The organism is Nocardia sp. NPDC023852 (genome assembly GCF_040639505.1).
Lineage (GTDB): Bacteria > Actinomycetota > Actinomycetes > Mycobacteriales > Mycobacteriaceae > Nocardia.
Genome location: NZ_JBFAAB010000002.1, coordinates 668,868 through 684,968, shown reverse-complemented (window position 1 = coordinate 684,968; position 16,101 = coordinate 668,868). Strand labels below are relative to the sequence as shown.

Annotated in this window: 15 protein-coding genes; 4 read left to right on the top strand and 11 right to left on the bottom strand. The window is 67.7% G+C overall.

The features are described from left to right. Positions 1–70 precede the first annotated feature (70 nt). Positions 71–793, top strand: coding sequence for a peptidylprolyl isomerase (locus AB0H00_RS06865; RefSeq protein ID WP_357261944.1), 723 nt, complete (start codon positions 71–73; stop codon positions 791–793). Position 794: 1 nt separating this feature from the next. Here AB0H00_RS06865 and AB0H00_RS06860 read toward each other — a convergent pair whose 3' ends face one another. Further along, on the bottom strand, positions 795–2,045 hold the full coding sequence (locus AB0H00_RS06860; protein WP_357261941.1) for a cation:proton antiporter: 1,251 nt from the start codon (positions 2,043–2,045) through the stop codon (positions 795–797). A gap of 6 nt (positions 2,046–2,051) precedes the next feature. Next, entirely contained in the window at positions 2,052–2,534 is a 483-nt protein-coding gene (locus AB0H00_RS06855) for a TrkA C-terminal domain-containing protein (RefSeq protein ID WP_357261938.1), read from the bottom strand. 207 nt (positions 2,535–2,741) lie between these two features. Between AB0H00_RS06855 and AB0H00_RS06850 the strand changes: the two genes are divergently transcribed. Next, positions 2,742–4,847, top strand: a complete 2,106-nt coding sequence (locus tag AB0H00_RS06850; RefSeq protein ID WP_357261935.1) for an acyltransferase family protein — start codon at positions 2,742–2,744, stop codon at positions 4,845–4,847. Positions 4,848–4,859: 12 nt separating this feature from the next. On the opposite strand, the gene AB0H00_RS06845 is transcribed toward AB0H00_RS06850, so the two are convergent. The 3 genes from AB0H00_RS06845 to arc form a co-directional block, all read right to left on the bottom strand. Continuing rightward, positions 4,860–6,383 (bottom strand): glycosyltransferase family 39 protein, encoded by a 1,524-nt coding sequence (locus tag AB0H00_RS06845; RefSeq protein WP_357261932.1) that lies wholly within the window; start codon positions 6,381–6,383, stop codon positions 4,860–4,862. Then, entirely contained in the window at positions 6,376–7,011 is a 636-nt protein-coding gene (locus tag AB0H00_RS06840; RefSeq protein WP_357261930.1) for a TetR/AcrR family transcriptional regulator, read from the bottom strand. Before AB0H00_RS06840 ends, AB0H00_RS06845 begins: the two co-directional genes overlap by 8 nt. Before the next feature lie 382 nt (positions 7,012–7,393). After that, a complete protein-coding gene (gene arc, locus AB0H00_RS06835) occupies positions 7,394–9,154 on the bottom strand; it encodes a proteasome ATPase (RefSeq protein ID WP_357261927.1) in 1,761 nt (586 codons plus the stop codon). 179 nt (positions 9,155–9,333) lie between these two features. Between arc and AB0H00_RS06830 the strand changes: the two genes are divergently transcribed. Beyond that, entirely contained in the window at positions 9,334–9,840 is a 507-nt protein-coding gene (locus AB0H00_RS06830) for a hypothetical protein (protein WP_357261924.1), read from the top strand. Between the two features lie 52 nt (positions 9,841–9,892). On the opposite strand, the gene AB0H00_RS06825 is transcribed toward AB0H00_RS06830, so the two are convergent. Beyond that, a complete protein-coding gene (locus tag AB0H00_RS06825; protein ID WP_357261921.1) occupies positions 9,893–10,726 on the bottom strand; it encodes a tRNA (adenine-N1)-methyltransferase in 834 nt (277 codons plus the stop codon). Between the two features lie 74 nt (positions 10,727–10,800). Here AB0H00_RS06825 and AB0H00_RS06820 point away from each other — a divergent pair, with 74 nt between their 5' ends. Beyond that, positions 10,801–11,712, top strand: coding sequence for a RecB family exonuclease (locus tag AB0H00_RS06820; protein WP_357261918.1), 912 nt, complete (start codon positions 10,801–10,803; stop codon positions 11,710–11,712). Between the two features lie 4 nt (positions 11,713–11,716). On the opposite strand, the gene AB0H00_RS06815 is transcribed toward AB0H00_RS06820, so the two are convergent. From AB0H00_RS06815 to AB0H00_RS06795, 5 genes are all read right to left on the bottom strand, one after another. Next, a complete protein-coding gene (locus AB0H00_RS06815; RefSeq protein ID WP_357261915.1) occupies positions 11,717–11,932 on the bottom strand; it encodes a hypothetical protein in 216 nt (71 codons plus the stop codon). Positions 11,933–12,167: 235 nt separating this feature from the next. Continuing rightward, the gene (gene hisG, locus AB0H00_RS06810) at positions 12,168–13,019 is read right to left on the bottom strand and encodes an ATP phosphoribosyltransferase (RefSeq protein ID WP_357261912.1); all 852 of its coding nucleotides are present in this window, start codon (positions 13,017–13,019) and stop codon (positions 12,168–12,170) included. Positions 13,020–13,060: 41 nt separating this feature from the next. Then, positions 13,061–13,342 (bottom strand): phosphoribosyl-ATP diphosphatase, encoded by a 282-nt coding sequence (locus AB0H00_RS06805; protein WP_357262440.1) that lies wholly within the window; start codon positions 13,340–13,342, stop codon positions 13,061–13,063. Between the two features lie 101 nt (positions 13,343–13,443). Then, positions 13,444–15,258: a choline/carnitine O-acyltransferase gene (locus AB0H00_RS06800; protein ID WP_357261909.1), complete on the bottom strand. Its 1,815-nt coding sequence runs from the start codon at positions 15,256–15,258 to the stop codon at positions 13,444–13,446. Further along, a complete protein-coding gene (locus AB0H00_RS06795; protein WP_357261906.1) occupies positions 15,255–16,007 on the bottom strand; it encodes a class I SAM-dependent methyltransferase in 753 nt (250 codons plus the stop codon). Before AB0H00_RS06795 ends, AB0H00_RS06800 begins: the two co-directional genes overlap by 4 nt. Positions 16,008–16,101: the final 94 nt, after the last annotated feature.

Here is a 16,101-nt window from a genome sequence, read left to right as displayed (position 1 = left end):
CGACGGAGCGAGATGGAATGATTCGCGTCGCATCGTCCGGTGCGCAACTCGAATGAAGGAGATTTCCAGCGTGAGCGAAGTGCAGGCACGGCAACTCGGCAGCGGTCGGCGACGCCTCGGCGTGCCGTGGCGGACACTGCGCGTTCTCGGTGTCCTTGCCGTCGGCGCGACGCTGGCGGTGTCCGCTGCGGGCGGTGCCTCCGCGAATCCGGGCACCGTACGGGAGAAGGCGCCGGCCGGCTGTCATGCGCCGGCCGCCGGTCAGCCGAACAACAAGCAGTGGACCGTCGAGCCGGCTCTGACGATCGATGCCAACGCCGGATACACGGCGACACTGGCGACCACCTGCGGTGCGGTGACGATCGCGCTGGACGCCGCCCGCGCGCCGCATACGGTCAACTCGTTCGTGTTCCTGGCCAATGAGCAGTACTACGACCACACGAAGTGCCATCGGATCACCACCGAGGGCATCTACGTCCTGCAGTGCGGTGACCCGACCGCGACCGGCACCGGCGGCCCCGGCTATCGCTTCCACGACGAGAACCTGGCGGACGCGACCTACCCGGCCGGCACGGTCGCGATGGCGAACTCGGGACCGGACACCAACGGCAGCCAGTTCTTCCTCGTTTACCAGGACACCCAGCTGCCGCCGAACTACACCCCATTCGGTCGGGTCACCGCGGGCTTGGACGTGCTCGCGTCCATCGCCGCCGCAGGCGTCAAAGACGGCTCGGCCGACGGCGCGCCAGCCGTGGACGTCGTGCTCGATTCGGTTGCCGCCGTACGCAATTGAGTCACATCGCATCAGGTGGCGGCGCCGATTCGGCGCCGCCACCGCTAGTTGGCGACAGCTCGGTGCGAGTCAGGACACCCCCGACCATGCGCCGCGGCACCAGCGCGAGGACCGGCTCGACGACGCGGCTGGCGACCGGGCCGAGAATCGCCATCAGCAGCACGTAAGTGGTGGCCAGCGCGGCGAACTCGGCGGGGACCGCGCCCGCGGAGACCGCCAGTCCCGCGATGACGATCGAGAACTCGCCGTGGGCGACCAATGCGGTGCCTGCTCGCGCCCGGCCGTAGCGGCCCGCGCCGGCCCGCTTGGCCGCCCACCATCCGGTCGCTACCTTGCTCGCCGTCGTGACGACCGCGAGCAGGCAGGCCCAGCCGAGCACCGGAGGGATGCTGGCCGGATCAGTGCTCAGACCGAACAGGACGAAGAACAGCGCGGCGAACAGGTCGCGCAGCGGCTCCAAGATTTTGGTGGCGTTGTGCGCGGTCGAGTCCGAGATGGCGATGCCGAGCAGGAAGGCGCCCACCGCCGCGGACACCTGCACCGCGGCGGCGACCCCCGCGACCAGCAGTGCGGAGCCGAGCAACTTCAGCAGAAAGATCTCCCGGTCCTCGCTGTCGACGATCGCGGAGACGTAGCGGCCGTAGCGCAGGGCGACGATGAGCACGACCGTGACCGCGACCAGCGCGATGGTCAGCGTCTTCAGCCCCGCGAGGAAACCGACGCCGGCCAGCACGGCTGTGAGCACCGGCAGATAACCGGCCATCACCAGGTCTTCGAACACCAGGATGGACAGGACGACCGGTGTTTCCCGGTTGCCGAGCCTCCCCAGGTCGTTGAGCACTTTCGCGACGATGCCCGAGGACGAGATATAGGTAACTCCCGCCATGGCGATGGCACCGGTAAGGCCCCAGCCGAGCGCGAAGGCGACGAGCACGCCGGGGGTGGCGTTGAGCACGATGTCGACGATGCCCGCGGCCCAGGATCGACGCAGCCCGGTGACCAGTTCAGGCGCGCTGTATTCGAGGCCGAGCAGCAACAGCAGAAGGACGACGCCGATTTCGCTGGCAAGGTGGATGAAGTCGTCCACCTGCCGCAGCTCGACCAGACCCCCTGTACCGAACACCAGCCCGCCGACCAGGTACAGCGGGATCGGCGACATGCCGATGCGCGCGGCGATCCGGCCGAGCAGACCGAGGCCGAAAAATACCGCGCCCAACTGGATCAGCGCGAGCGCGGTCTCCTGAGCAACCATCCCCGCTCAGCCGTCCAGCAAAATCTTGGCGGCGGCCTCCAGGCCCTCCGCGGTACCGACAACGACGAGCACGTCACCAGCGGTGAACGTGAAATCCGGGCCGGGCGAAGGGATCGGCTGCCCGCCGCGCACCACCGCGACGATAGACGACTTGGTGCGCGTTCGTATCTGGGTCTCCCCCAGCATCCGCCCGTCGTAGCGGGACCGGTCGGGTACGGAGAGCTGGCGGGTGGTCAGCCCGGCGAACTGGCGGTGTTCTTCGCGCAGCTGCTCCACCAGCTGCGGCGCGCCGAGCAGGTTGGCCATCAGTGCCGCCTCCTTGCCCGACAGCGGTATCTGTTCGGTCTCGTCCGGGTGGTCGGCCTTGCTGACGATCAGATCCATGGTGCCGTCGCGATGATCGATCACCCCGATCCGGCGCCGGCTGTTGGTCAGCCGAAAGTCCTTGCGTACACCGATACCGGGCAGGGGTGTCACCTCAACGTTCACGACTTCAGCCTAGCCACCCAGCGGGGCACCCCCGCAGAAAGGTGCCCGAATTGTCCGTATCACTTCGGTAATTCCGCACGACACTCCGGCCGCGCGGGTTTGGACCGTCGTTAGTCGCCCGTGGTAAGAGAATGACGTGTCCCGTACCTCAGCCCGTCGCTACGCCGTCACCTTCGACTGTCGATTCAGCGACGCCATGCGAGTCCGGTGACGGTCGCCCGAGTGGTGAGCCGGTTGCGGCGGTCGGGCACGGATGCTGCCGCGGCGCCGCGGCGCGGCGCGGCGGGCAGTTACCGACACGATCTGGATGGGCTGCGCGGTGTGGCGATCGCACTGGTCGTGGCGTTCCATATCTGGTTCGGCCGCGTCTCGGGCGGGGTGGAGGTCTTCCTGGTCCTCACTGGCTTCTTCTTCACCGGCTCGCTGCTGCGCGGCGCGGAGTCCAGCGGCGCAATTCGTATCGGTCACATCGTGCGCAGGCTCGCCCGCAGGCTGCTTCCAGCACTGGTGACGGTGCTGACCGCGGTGTTCGCGGCGACGATACCGCTGCGTCCCTTCACGCAGTGGCACGAGATCGCAGCGCAGACGCTGGCGTCACTGTTGTACTACCAGAACTGGTATCTGGCGCTGTCCTGGTCGGCCTACCTGGCCGCCGACCCTTCGGTAAGCCCGCTGCAACATCTCTGGTCGATGGCGGTGCAGGGGCAGTTCTACCTGGTGATCTTGCTCGGCGTGGCGCTCGCGGTGCGACTGTGCAGGCGCCTCGCGGGCCCAGCCGCGCTGCGGCCGGGCCTCGCGATCATCCTCGCGGCGAGCGCGGCGGCCTCGTTCCGCTACGCCGCGTACGGCACCTCCGTGCATCAGGGCTGGAACTACTACGACAGCTTCGCGCGCGCCTGGGAGCTGCTGGCCGGTGCACTGCTCGCGGTCGTGGTGCCGTGGCTGGCCGCGCCGCGTCTCCTGCGGGTGACGCTGGCCGTGCTGGGCGCCACCGCCGTGGTGACGTGCGGCTGGCTGATCGATGGCGCGGAGGAGTTCCCCGGGCCCGCGGCACTGGTGCCGGTGGGCGCTGCCCTGGCGCTGATCGTGGCGGGGGCCAATGTTCCCAGCGCCGCGCACCCGCTGCCCAACCGGCTGCTCGGCACAACCGGCGCGGTGCGCCTGGGAGAATTGGCCTACGCGCTGTACCTGTGGCACTGGCCGATCCTCATCTTCGTCCTCGCGGAGACCAGGTCGGCCACGGCCGGATTCGTCCGCGGGCTGGGCGTGCTCGCGGGGTCCCTGGTGCTGGCCTACCTGACCAACAGGTTCATCGAGGAGCCGCTGCGAATCCGGCGGCCCACGTGGTCGGCCCAGCAGACCCCCGCCCGCCGCCGCACCGGCCAGGTGGTCGCGGTGCTCGGGATCGCCGTGCTCGCGATATCGGTGGGCGAGCAGGTGGTGACTCGGGCGAACCCGCCGCAGCCGGTGGCCTTCCTCGACCCTGTGCACTATCCGGGCGCGGAGGCCCTGGTCGGCGGCGCAACCACGCCCCGGGCGCGGCTGCGTCCGACCGTGTACGAGGCGCCCGCCGATCACGCGTATCCGTCACAGGACGGCTGTATCGCGGACTGGGACACCCGCGACGTCATCACCTGCGCCTACGGGAACACCGACGCGCAGCGCACCGTGGCGGTGGTCGGCAGCTCGCATGCCGAACACTGGGTTCCTGCCCTCGACCTGCTGGCGCGTGAGCACAACTTCCGCGTCGACGTCTATCTGAAGATGGGCTGCCCACTGACTGTGGCAGCGGAGCCGAAGTACAAGGGCGAGGCCATTCCGGACTGCCGAGACTGGTCCACCGAGGTGATCGACCGCCTCGGCCACGACCGCCCGGAGTGGGTGTTCACCACCGCGACCCGCCCCCGCGACAAGCTCGGCGACGAGACGCCCGCCGACTATCTGGACGTGTGGTCGCACCTGGCCGAGCGGGGGCTCAACGTGTTGGCCATTCGCGACACCCCGTGGCTGCGCCGCGACGGCGTCCGCTATCGGGCGATCGACTGTCTCGCCCAGAACGGCGACCGGATCAGCTGCGGCATGCCGCGCACCGCCGCGCTGGACGAGGTCAATCCGGCGCTGGAGTTCGCCGCCTCGTTCGCCAACGTGTTTCCTGTGGACCTGAGCGACGCGGTGTGCGAGCGGGACGTGTGCGCAGTCACCGAGGGCAACATCCTGATCTACCACGACGAGCATCACCTCACCGCCAGCTATTCGCGGTCGCTGGCACCGGAACTGGGCAGGCAGCTTTCACCGATCCTCGGCTGGTGGTGAGGCGGCGCCCGGTCAGTTCAGGCGCAGCATGTCCGGCCACACGCGAGACCACGACGCGCGCGGTTGGGCACAGCGCCAGAGGGTGACGTGGCGGGTGACGCCGGGAAACCCGAGCCGGGCGTCGACGCGCCCGACCGGCGTCACCTCGGCGCAGAACTCGCGCACGTCTTGCTCGGCGCCACCGACCCACAGGACCGTGCTCGCCGTGTCCGGCGGAGAGCCGAAGTAGCCGAAGCCACGGTTTGGGCTGTAGACGGCGGGCAAACCGTATTCGGCGCGGTACACATCCAACGCGGCTGCTTGCCAATAGGAATCGGCGATCACCACGGCCGACGCCCGTTCCGACTCCGGCAACGCCTGATAGGCGGCCGCCGTCTGTGTCGCGAGTTCCGACCAACCGAAACGTCCGTAGACCGCGATTTCCAACCCCGCCTCGGCCTGGGTGTCGACCGGCTCGATATCTGTCTCCGCGCGCAACGGCAGCGAGTACACCAGCAGTGCGGCCGACATCGCGACCAGCGGGACGGTGACGATCGTGCGTGAGCGGCCCCAGCCGTTCGTCCAGCGCACCGCACCCACCGCGATCAGCGCGCCGTAGCAGCCCGCCGCGTAGTACGGGCGTCCGTTGGTCGCGATGAAGACCACGACCAGCACCAGCGGCAGCAGGCCGAGAAACCGATAGGGCCGCCAGGAGTCGGCTCGCCACAGTGTCCACACCCCGTAGATCAGCAACAGCCCGCCGAGCAGCCCGGCCGAGGCGAGTGCAAGGGGCAGCCAGGTATAGCGGCCGCCGATCGTGTCCTGTTCCTCGGCGACCACACTCCCGAGGCCCAGCTGCGGCCACCCGTGCGTGGCCTGCCATACCAGACTGGGCACCGCGGTCACGACGACGAGCGCAGCACCCGACCACAGGGCCGGTCGGCGCAGCAGTTCCCGCGGCCCGTACAACGCCACACCGAGCGCGAGCGCGATCCAGAAGAACGGAATCAGCCATTTGACTTGCATGTCCAATGCGGTGACCACCGCGGCTCCCAGCAGTAGGCCGTCGTGGCGCGTCCGGACCCAGCGGATCACCAGCCAGCTCACCGCTACCCACAGCGCCGTGTCGATCGAGTTGGTGGCCAGCTGATCGCCCTGTATCAGCAGGAACGGTGAGGTTGCGTACGCCGCCGCGGCCAGTACCTGCGCTGCCCTGGTTCCGCCGAACTCCCTGGCGATCTGCGCGGTGATCACCACGGCGGCCACGGTGATGAGCACTGCCGGAATCCGTTGCGCCACCAGGGAACCTGGGGCGAGCAGATCCATCAGACGGGCGATCGCCGGCACCAGCGGCCCCTGGTCGGCGTAACTGACCGCAAGCCTGCGCCCGGCGGAGACGAAATACAGCTCGTCACCGAAGAATCCGTACCGGCCGATCGAGACCAGCAGCGCGAGCGCCGCGAGCGCCGCCACCGCGCCCACACCGACGAGGGCGAAGGGCGGCAAGGATTTCCGGGTATCGGTTTCCCGAGACTCGGTGTCCAGCACCTCAGTCATTGTTCCCCGCCTTTCGTGTCGCAAGATCGAACAACCTGCCGATGTGCGCCGAGTACGCGTCCATCATGAAATTCGGTTCCCGGACCGCCCGTGCGGCCGCACCATCGATGGCGTCGCGAATCGACTTCGCCATCAGCAACGGATCGAACTCCCGGAACTCCCCGATGCGCTGCCCCTCGGTCATGATGTCGACGAGGGGAACGATGATGTCGCGCTCGCCGTCGGCGGAGGCGAACCTCGGATGGCCTTCCGCGTCACGAAGATTCGTTACGACGTCGATGAGCGCCGCCACGTACTTCGTATTCGCGTCGATGAAAGCCAGGTTCGACTCGATGTAGGCCAGCAGGTGATCGCGCGGGCCGACCGCCGCGGCGACCCTCGGCGCGATGTACTCCGCCGCCGAGACGTACAGCTGGATCACCAGCTGCGTCATCAATTCGTCCTTGCCCTCGAAGTGGTAGGAGATCACGCCCTTCGAGATGCCCGCGCGCTCGGCGATCCGCGCCAACGACGCGTTGCCGTACCCGACCTCGGAGATCACCTCCACCGCCGAGGCGATGATTTGCCGCCTGCGCGCCTCCTCGATGAACGACCTCCGTTGGCCGGTCGTATGCTTTTCTGGCCCCATGGCCAAATTTTAGCACGTTGGGTTAGACCAGTCGGCGGAGCTCGTGCTGGTGCAATCCACCGTCGAGCGGCGACGCTGGATGCAGCCGGCGGAACATCCGGCTCGAAGTACGCACCGCCGACCCGATTCCGAACCCAGCCCGGAAACCGGGTAACCAGGCCGCCGACGCGATCGAGTCGGCTTCGTCGCAGTGCTACAACGTTTACCTCCGCGACCTGCTTACCCAGCCGCGCCCGGGCCCCTCTGATCAAGCCGCGCGGACGGCAAACCGCACGTCCGCCGAATGCCGAAGGGCCGCGTCTCCAGTGGAGACGCGGCCCTTCGATCGGTGGAACCTTACGGGTGAATCAGACGCAGCCGTAGTCGGTCCGTTCGCCCTCCGCTACAGGTACTGACCCGTATTCGACTCGGTATCGATGGCGCGGCTGGCACTGGCGTTCTTGCCCGTGACCAGCGTGCGGATGTAGACGATCCGCTCGCCCTTCTTACCGGAGATGCGTGCCCAGTCGTCCGGATTCGTGGTGTTGGGCAGGTCCTCGTTCTCGGAGAACTCGTCCACGATCGAATCGTAGAGATGCTGGATGCGCAGACCCGGGTTGCCGGTGTCGAGCACCGCCTTGATGGCGTACTTCTTGGAGCGGTCCACGATGTTCTGGATCATGGCGCCGGAGTTGAAGTCCTTGAAGTACAGAACCTCCTTGTCACCGTTGGCGTAGGTGACCTCCAGGAAGCGGTTGTCCTCGCTCTCGGCATACATCCGATCGACGACCCGTTCGATCATCGCGCGGATGCACAGCCCCTTGTCGCCGCCGAACTCGGCCAAGTCGTCCTCGTGCAGTGGAAGGTGCTCGGTGAGGTACTTCGAGAAGATGTCCTGGGCCGATTCCGCGTCCGGACGCTCGATCTTGATCTTCACATCGAGGCGGCCTGGCCGCAGAATGGCAGGGTCGATCATGTCCTCGCGATTGGAGGCACCGATCACGATCACATTCTCCAAGCCCTCGACGCCGTCGATCTCCGACAGCAGCTGGGGCACCACCGTGGTCTCCACGTCCGACGAGACGCCCGAGCCGCGGGTGCGGAAGATCGAGTCCATCTCGTCGAAGAACACGATCACCGGAGTGCCCTCGGACGCCTTCTCACGGGCCCGCTGGAAGATGATCCGGATGTGACGCTCGGTCTCGCCCACGAACTTGTTCAACAGCTCGGGACCCTTGATGTTGAGGAAGTACGACTTGGCTTCCTTGGCATCCTCACCGCGCGCCTCGGCGATCTTCTTGGCCAGTGAATTGGCCACCGCCTTGGCGATGAGCGTCTTACCGCAGCCGGGAGGACCATAGAGCAGCACGCCCTTCGGCGGACGCAGCGCGTATTCGCGGAAAAGGTCCTTGTGCAGGAACGGAAGCTCCACCGCGTCGCGGATCTGCTCGATCTGCCGACCGAGACCACCGATATCCGCGTAGCCGACGTCGGGCACCTCCTCCAGCACGAGGTCCTCGACCTCGGCTTTGGGGATGCGCTCGAACGCGAAGCCGGCCTTGGTGTCCACCAGGAGCGAATCGCCCGGCCGCAGCTTGCGGATGGGAGAATCGGGGTCGTCCAGGTCATCGACCTCGGCGACCTTGGCCAGCGGGCCCGACAGCCACACCACACGCTCCTCGTCGGCATGGCCGACGACCAGGGCGCGACGACCGTCGTCGAGGATTTCCCGGAGGGTACCGATCTCGCCGACCGCGTCGTAGACCCCGGCCTCGACGACCGTGAGCGCCTCGTTGAGGCGGACGGTCTGACCGTACTCGAGCGTCGAGGTCTCGATGTTCGGTGAACACGTCAACCGCATCTTGCGCCCCGAAGTGAACACATCGACCGTCTGATCTTCGTACACACCGATCAGAACGCCGTATCCGCTCGGTGGCTGACCCAGCCGATCGACCTCCTCGCGCAGCGCGACCAGCTGCTGGCGCGCCTCCTTGAGAGTGTCCATCAGCTTCGTGTTGCGAATGGTCAGCGAATCGATGCGGGCTTCCAATTCCCGTGTGCGATCCGGCGAATCGGCGAGTTGCCTTCGGAGTGCAGCCGCCTCGGCGCGTACTGCCTCGAGCTCTCTCCAGGCCGCCGAATCCGAATTCTCGATGGGGCTCATGTGCTGCTCCTCCCAGTCCCGGTCTATCAACGCTACCGGTCGCGGCCCATTCTCGCTTTCCGACATGATTTCGTGGTGATCACATCTGGGCGGCGATCAACGGCCGGACAACCATGTTAGCCTGCCCTAACCCATACCAGGCGAGCGCGCTCGCCGACCGAGCCGAAAGGTTGCTGACGATGCTCCTTCCCGCCAGAACTCTGCGCGTTTCTGTGGTCACCGCCGCGGCGGCACTGACCCTTACCGTCGGCCTGGCGGCCTGTGGCTCCGACGACGACTCCGCCACCGCGACTACCACCGGCGCCGCCACGGCGAGTACCCACAACCACGGCGACCAAGCGGCGGCCGCGCCGACGGCCGAGACGCTGCAGGCGATCCTGGTGAAGCTGGCCGACCCGAACGTCCCCACCGCCGACAAGACGAAGCTGATCGTCGACGGCGAGAAGCGCGCCGCCAACATCGACCAGATGAACGCGGGGCTGCACGGCTACACGCTGACCTTCACGATCGCCGACATCACCACTCAGGGCAACGCCGCGAACGCGAAGGTGACCATCAACTCCCCGCACGGCGCCGCACCCGCTGTGCCGATGACCTGGGAGAACATCGGCGGCACCTGGAAGCTGTCGGACGCGAGCGGCTGCCTGATGCTCGGCTTCGCGCAGGCGCCCTGCGTCCCGGCCTGAGCCGTATCCGATCGGAGGCGAGTGTCGGCCGAACGAGCCGTCGCTGCCCCGCTCAGCCCTTCGACGGCCTGCGCTGCGGCTTGGGGGTGACCGTGCCCTCGGCGAGCCTGCGGGCGCTGACCAGGAAGGCGGTGTGGCCCTGCATGCGATGTTCCGGGCGCACGGCGAGGCCGACCACATGCCATGGTCGGACCAGCGACTCCCACGAGCGCGGTTCGGTCCAGCACTCCTGCTCGCGCAGCGCCTCCACCACCTTGGACAGTTGCGTGACGGTCGCCACGTAGACGATCAGGACACCGCCGGGGACGAGCGCCTTCGAGACGGCGGGCAACGCATCCCAAGGCGCGAGCATGTCCAGCACCGCACGGTCCACCGGCTCTGCGCTGTAGTCGGCGACGTCGCCGATGGTCAGCGACCAGTTGGCCGGGCGTTCACCGAAGAACGTCTCCACATTCCGGACGGCGTGCTCGGCGTGGTCGGCGCGGATTTCGTAGGACACCACCTGCCCCTGCGGCCCGACCGCGCGCAGCAGCGAGCAGGTGAGCGCGCCGGACCCCGCGCCCGCCTCGAGCACCCGCGCACCGGGGAACATGTCGCCCTCGTGCGCGATCTGCGCGGCGTCCTTCGGGTAGATCACCGCCGCGCCGCGCGGCATGGACAGTACATAGTCGACCAGCAGTGGACGTAGCGCGAGGTACGGTGTGCCGTTGGTCGACTGCACCACACTTCCCTCGTCGGCGCCGATCAGGCTGTCGTGCTTGATGCCGCCGCGATGGGTGTGGAACTCCTTGCCCGGCTCCAAGACCACCGTGTACAGACGCCCTTTGGCATCGGTCAGCTGCACCCGGTCACCGATGGTGAATGGCCCGGTCCGTCTGGCCGTCATGAATCTCCGTTCCGCTGGTTCGAATCGTGCTGCCGCGCACCGGCGTGTCGGTGCCGCCGGATAGCCTGCCAGGTATGTCCTCGCCCGTATCCACGCCCCCTGCCGATGACGCGCACGCATCCGCTGCCGGTGCGAGGGTCGGCCGCGCGCGGCCCGCGCTGTCTCCTTCGCGGGCAATGGATTTCAAGCAGTGCCCGTTGAAATATCGGTTCCGGGCGATCGACCGGATTCCGGAGCCGCCGTCGCGGCACGCCGTGCGCGGCACGGTGGTACACGCGGTGCTGGAGGACCTGTACGGGTTGCCTGCGGTCGAGCGCCTGCCCGAGCGTGCCGACACACTGGTGCCGACGGCTTGGGCGCGGGTGCGCGCCGAGCGACCTGAGGTGGCCGAGCTGCTCGCCGGCGAGCCGCTCGATGCCTTCCTCGGCGAGGTACGCGCGCTGATCCAGCGTTACTACCGGCTGGAGGATCCGACCGGCTTCGACCCGGAATCGCGGGAGGCTCGGGTGGAGGTCGAGCTCGCCGACGGTGCGCTGCTACGTGGGTTCGTCGACCGAATAGATATTGCCCCGACCGGCGCGCTGCGGGTGGTGGACTACAAGACCGGCCGCGCGCCCGGGCCCACGCAGGAGACCAGGGCACTGTTCCAGCTGAAGTTCTACGCGCTGGTCCTGCTGCGCACCCGCGGAATCGTGCCCGCCCAGCTGCGGCTGATCTACCTGGCCGACGAGCAGATCCTCACCTACGCCCCCGATGAGGAGGAATTGCTGCGCTTCGAGCGCACGCTGTCGGCGCTGTGGACGGCCATCCTGGATGCTGGCCGCACCGGCGAATTCCCGCCGAACCCGAGCTGGCTGTGCTCCTACTGCGACTACAAACCACTGTGCCCGGAATTCGGCGGCACACCCCCGCCCTACCCGGGCTGGCCGACCGGCGGCACGGACGAGTCGCCGGCGGAGACCCTGGCGGACGCGGTGTCCGAGTGAGTGGCTAGCGGCCGGTCGCGGCAACCATGAAATCCAATGCGGAGCCATGCGATGCGATGAGGGCGAGCGCCGCGATGAGAACCGCGACACCGACCCCATCGCCCGCGATGATCAAGAGGTTCCGCATCCGCGGCCATCGCGGCGCGGCGCCGTCCACCCCGATGCGGCCACGCACCTTCGATCGCGTTGCGGCCTTCTCGTCGTTCATCTCGTCCGACACGACCGACAGTGTTCCCGATGAACCGGAAATCTCGATCGAATGCGCGAAATCGGCAGCGGCAGAACATCCTCCTCGAACATCCCGAAGCGGAGCCTCCGCACCCGGGCGGTGGCTGTGACATAGGTGCGCTCCTGGCATTTCCTCATCGAGAGGCCGCACGGTAACTACACCGGATCAGCGGGCACACGGATCGCGTTCAGCGTGAACCAATCACCCGGCCAGGCGAGTCGGACGGTCAGAATGCGCGGCAGGAGCGGATGTCGGTGGCCAGGATGGCTTTCGCGCCTAGATCGGCCAGCTGGTCCATCAGCTCGTTGCCCTGTTTGCGTGGCACGAGGGCGCGCACCGCGACCCAGCCGGTGTCGGCCAGCGGCGCCACGGTCGGCGACTCCAGCCCTGGGGTGATCGCGAATGCTCGGTCGAGGAGGTCCTTGGGGCAGTCATAGTCCAGCATCAGATACTGCTGGGCGAAGACGACGCCCTGGACGCGGGCGACGAGCTGGTTGCGGGCCCGGTCGCGCTGGTCGGCATCCTTGCGCTCGATGAGTACGCCCTCCGAGTCGCACAGCGATTCGCCGAACGCGACCAGGTTGTGCTGACGCAGGGTGCGCCCGGAGCCCACGACATCGGCGATGGCGTCGGCGACGCCCAGCTGGATGGAGATCTCCACCGCGCCGTCCAGGCGGATCACCTCGGCCTCGATGCCTCGTCGCCGAAGATCGCTCAGCACCAGGTTCGGATAGGAGGTCGCGATGCGCTTGTCGTAGAGGTCCTCCACCTTCCACTCCGGTCCGGCGGGCGCAGCGTAACGGAAGGTGGAGCGCCCGAAGCCGAGTGCGAGCCGTTCCTGCACGGGTGCGCCGGAATCCAGAGCGAGATCGCGTCCGGTGATGCCGAGGTCGAGTTCGCCGGAGCCGACGTAGATGGCGATGTCCTTGGGCCGCAGGAAGAAGAACTCGACCTGGTTGGCCGGGTCCAGGACAGTCAGGTCACGCGAGTCGGTGCGCTTGCGGTACCCCGCCTCCGCGAGGATCGAGACGGCGGATTCGGACAGAGCGCCTTTGTTGGGGACAGCGACACGCAGCATGGGAGTCCTTTCGGGAGGAGAAACCGGAATCGAGACGGCCGTCACAGATGTCGGTACACGTCTTCGAGCTTCAGCCCGCGACCCACCATCAGCACCTGCACCCAGTACAGCAGCTGGGAGATCTCCTCGGCGAGCGACTCGTCGCTCTCGTGTTCGGCGGCCAGCCACACCTCACCGGCCTCCTCGAGCACCTTCTTACCCTGGCTATGCACGCCGGCGTCCAACGCGGCAACGGTTCCGGACCCCGCGGGGCGGTTGACCGCACGATCCTGCAGCTCGGCGAACAGGGTTTCGAAGTTCTTCACGATGGGCCATTGTCTCAGACCCGTATGCGGGCCTGTTGCTCCGGCCCACACTGGAGGCTACGGCTCAGCCCGGCTTTCCCCGCTGGCATTCGGAGTGCGGAAAGCCGGGCGTTGTGCCGTCAGCTTCCGGCCAGCAGCGCTTCCAGGTCGGCGACCGCCGTGCGGAGGTGGTCGGCGAACGCGTACATCTGGTCGGCGACCGGCGTCGGCGTCGCCAAGTAGAGGTTCCAGCGGTCCGGGAGCAAGACGTAGGCGACCCCGATGCACCGAGAGCTGGTGGAGCCGAACCCGAAGTAGCGGATGTTGACCGACGGCGCCGAGCTGGTGCTCAGGTAGTCGTCGCGCAGGATGGTCCAACCTGGGCTGTCGTAGAGCGGGATCGGGTCGGTGACGCCCAGTTCCGCACCACGGCGGCGCTGGATCCACTGCAGTTCCCACAGGTGTTGTTCCGGCGCGTCGCCCGCCTGACACTGCTTGGCCCGCGCCACGTGCGCGCTTGCCGCCGCACGCGCGGCCGCGCGCTTCGACTCGTGGCCGGTCTCCGGGTCTTGCATCGTGTCCACGAAGGCGACCATCTCGGGGGTGACCACCCGCATCGCCTCGGTGCGGCCATTGCGGTACTGCCTGGTCGCGATGGACTCGTAGGTGGCGCCGGTGAGTCCCTTGCTGCGCCGGTGGGCGAGCTGGTAGCTCAGCTGCGCGAACGCGTCCGGGGAGATGCCGAGCTGCTTGGCGCGGGAGGTCCCGAAGCCTGGGAACGTCACCGTCTGCGTGGCGTTCTCCGCGGCGTAGCGGGCGAAGGCGGCACCCGCCGCGGCGATGTCTGCGCGCTGCGACGCATCGAGCACGAACTCGATCGGCTCGACCGTGGGCAGGCCCTGCGCCTGCGCTCCGGACCGGACGGCGTGCTCTGGTACCGGAGTTTCCAGCAGGGTGTCGACGAAGGACAGGATGGTGGTGCCGTCCAGCCCGCAGTGTTCGACGTTGATGCCCGCCTGCCCGTCGCCGAAGACGATGAAAGACACCGACTTGTCGAACCACCGGTTCGCGCTGTCGCCGTGCAACAGCTGATCGCAGGCGTGCAGCTCGTCGCGCGGGGTGAAATCCTCTAGACAGATCGCGAACAGCGCGGTCTCGACGGCGTCCAACGCCGCGACGTTCGCCGGTTCGGTCGAGAGCGCCTGCCTGCTGGCCGCCCATTCGGCGCGGGCCTTCGTGGTCAGGTGCCCCACGGCGGTGTCGGTGCGGGTCGGCCGCGCGCCCGCCTTCAGCACGGCGCGCAGCCCGTCGGCGAGATCCTCCGGCGAGTACGGCGCACCGTCCGGACCGATCACGTCCATCCGGAACATGCTGCCGCGGAAGAACACCACGATGTGCCTGGCCTCGGAGTGGCCCGGCCACTCGGCACTGTAGGGCACGCGCACGGTGTCCTGTTCCACACCGGGGATCCGGGTCTCGGAGAACAGGTACTTGTTCTGCCACATCGACAGCTTCTGTCCGCGCTGGGACACCGGTGGGATGGCCTCCTGATCGAGGGCCAGCTTGTAGTCGACGGCGGCGGAGATGATCCCGGATGCGCGGTCCACCTGTGTCGCCGCGGTGGACGTGGCCAGCGGGGTGTCGTCGCGGAACAGGAAGAAGAAGTTCGCGTTCAGCGCGATTCGATCACGCCTGCCCAGATACCGCGACGGCCAGAAAAGATCCAGCCAGCTGCCTACACCAGGCGTCGCGTCGTACTCCGCGAGTGCCGCCTGTAGCGTGCGGCCCGGTCCGTCGGCGCGCAGCAGGTCGTCGACCGCGGCTCTGGTGGTGGCGAGTTCGTCGGCGGTCAGCAACGGCGCGCACCACTGCAGAAGCCGGCCGCAGCTGTCCTCCAGCGTCGGCAGGGGCACCCGGGGTAGATGGTCGTCGGCGGCGAAGGTGCGTTCGGTCAATGCGTATCCTCGATGTCGGCGTGATGTTTCGGCAACGGCCTGGAGAGATACAGATTGGCGTAGAGCCAACCTCTGTCCTCCCAGCCGGTGATGTCGATCCCGTTGACGGACAGGGTGTTGAGCACCTGAGCCTGCTCGGCCTCGGAGGCGAACCTGCGCTGCTGATACAGCCCGGGCGCCTGTTCGGTTCGGTAACCGAGTGCGGCGAGTTCCGCGGCGATCGGGGCGAAGTCGAACATGCGCAACACGAAGTGTGCCATCCAGGGTCGCCTCCGCGGATGCGCGGTGGCGACGCGCGCGAGGGTCTTCTCGGTGACATAGCCGACGCAGCCGGTGGAGACGACCAGGTCGGCGGTGGCCAGCAACGCGCGCTGCTCCTCGGTCGGCTCACCGGACTCCAGGTCGGCGTGCACCACATCGTCCAGCAGGCCCGCCTCGTGCGCGTAGTTCAGGGCGGGACGGGCAACGTCCATGCCGAGGAAACGGACGTCGGTGCGGCCGGTGCCCGCGTTTACCCGGGCTCGGTCGCGCCGGATGAGGCCGGCCCGGTCGGAGTCGGTGTGGTTGTAGTAGTCGGCCAGCCCGGGCACCGTGGTGTCGAAGCGCAGCAGCGCGGCGTTGACGCCGTAGGAGCAGCCGATGTCCAGGACGGTCGGGGCGGTAACCCGGGCGGAGGCGCGGTATTCCCGAATCTGTTGCTGGAAGAATGGTTTTGCCAGTTCCGGAATGCGGTAGTCCAGATCGGACATGCGAGTGTAGTACGCGCACGGATCGGGGTGGACGTAGATATCGTCGAAAGACGCTTTCCCGGTTGTATGTAATGGAACTGGCACTGTCGGTCCT

Coding starts and splice junctions, on each gene's coding strand:
- AB0H00_RS06860 (WP_357261941.1), bottom strand. CDS start 2,045: ATGGTTGCTCAGGAGACCGCGCTCGCGCTGATCCAGTTGGGCGCGGTA.
- AB0H00_RS06845 (WP_357261932.1), bottom strand. CDS start 6,383: ATGACTGAGGTGCTGGACACCGAGTCTCGGGAAACCGATACCCGGAAA.
- AB0H00_RS06840 (WP_357261930.1), bottom strand. CDS start 7,011: ATGGGGCCAGAAAAGCATACGACCGGCCAACGGAGGTCGTTCATCGAG.
- arc (WP_357261927.1), bottom strand. CDS start 9,154: ATGAGCCCCATCGAGAATTCGGATTCGGCGGCCTGGAGAGAGCTCGAG.
- AB0H00_RS06830 (WP_357261924.1), top strand. CDS start 9,334: ATGCTCCTTCCCGCCAGAACTCTGCGCGTTTCTGTGGTCACCGCCGCG.
- AB0H00_RS06825 (WP_357261921.1), bottom strand. CDS start 10,726: ATGACGGCCAGACGGACCGGGCCATTCACCATCGGTGACCGGGTGCAG.
- AB0H00_RS06820 (WP_357261918.1), top strand. CDS start 10,801: ATGTCCTCGCCCGTATCCACGCCCCCTGCCGATGACGCGCACGCATCC.
- hisG (WP_357261912.1), bottom strand. CDS start 13,019: ATGCTGCGTGTCGCTGTCCCCAACAAAGGCGCTCTGTCCGAATCCGCC.
- AB0H00_RS06795 (WP_357261906.1), bottom strand. CDS start 16,007: ATGTCCGATCTGGACTACCGCATTCCGGAACTGGCAAAACCATTCTTC.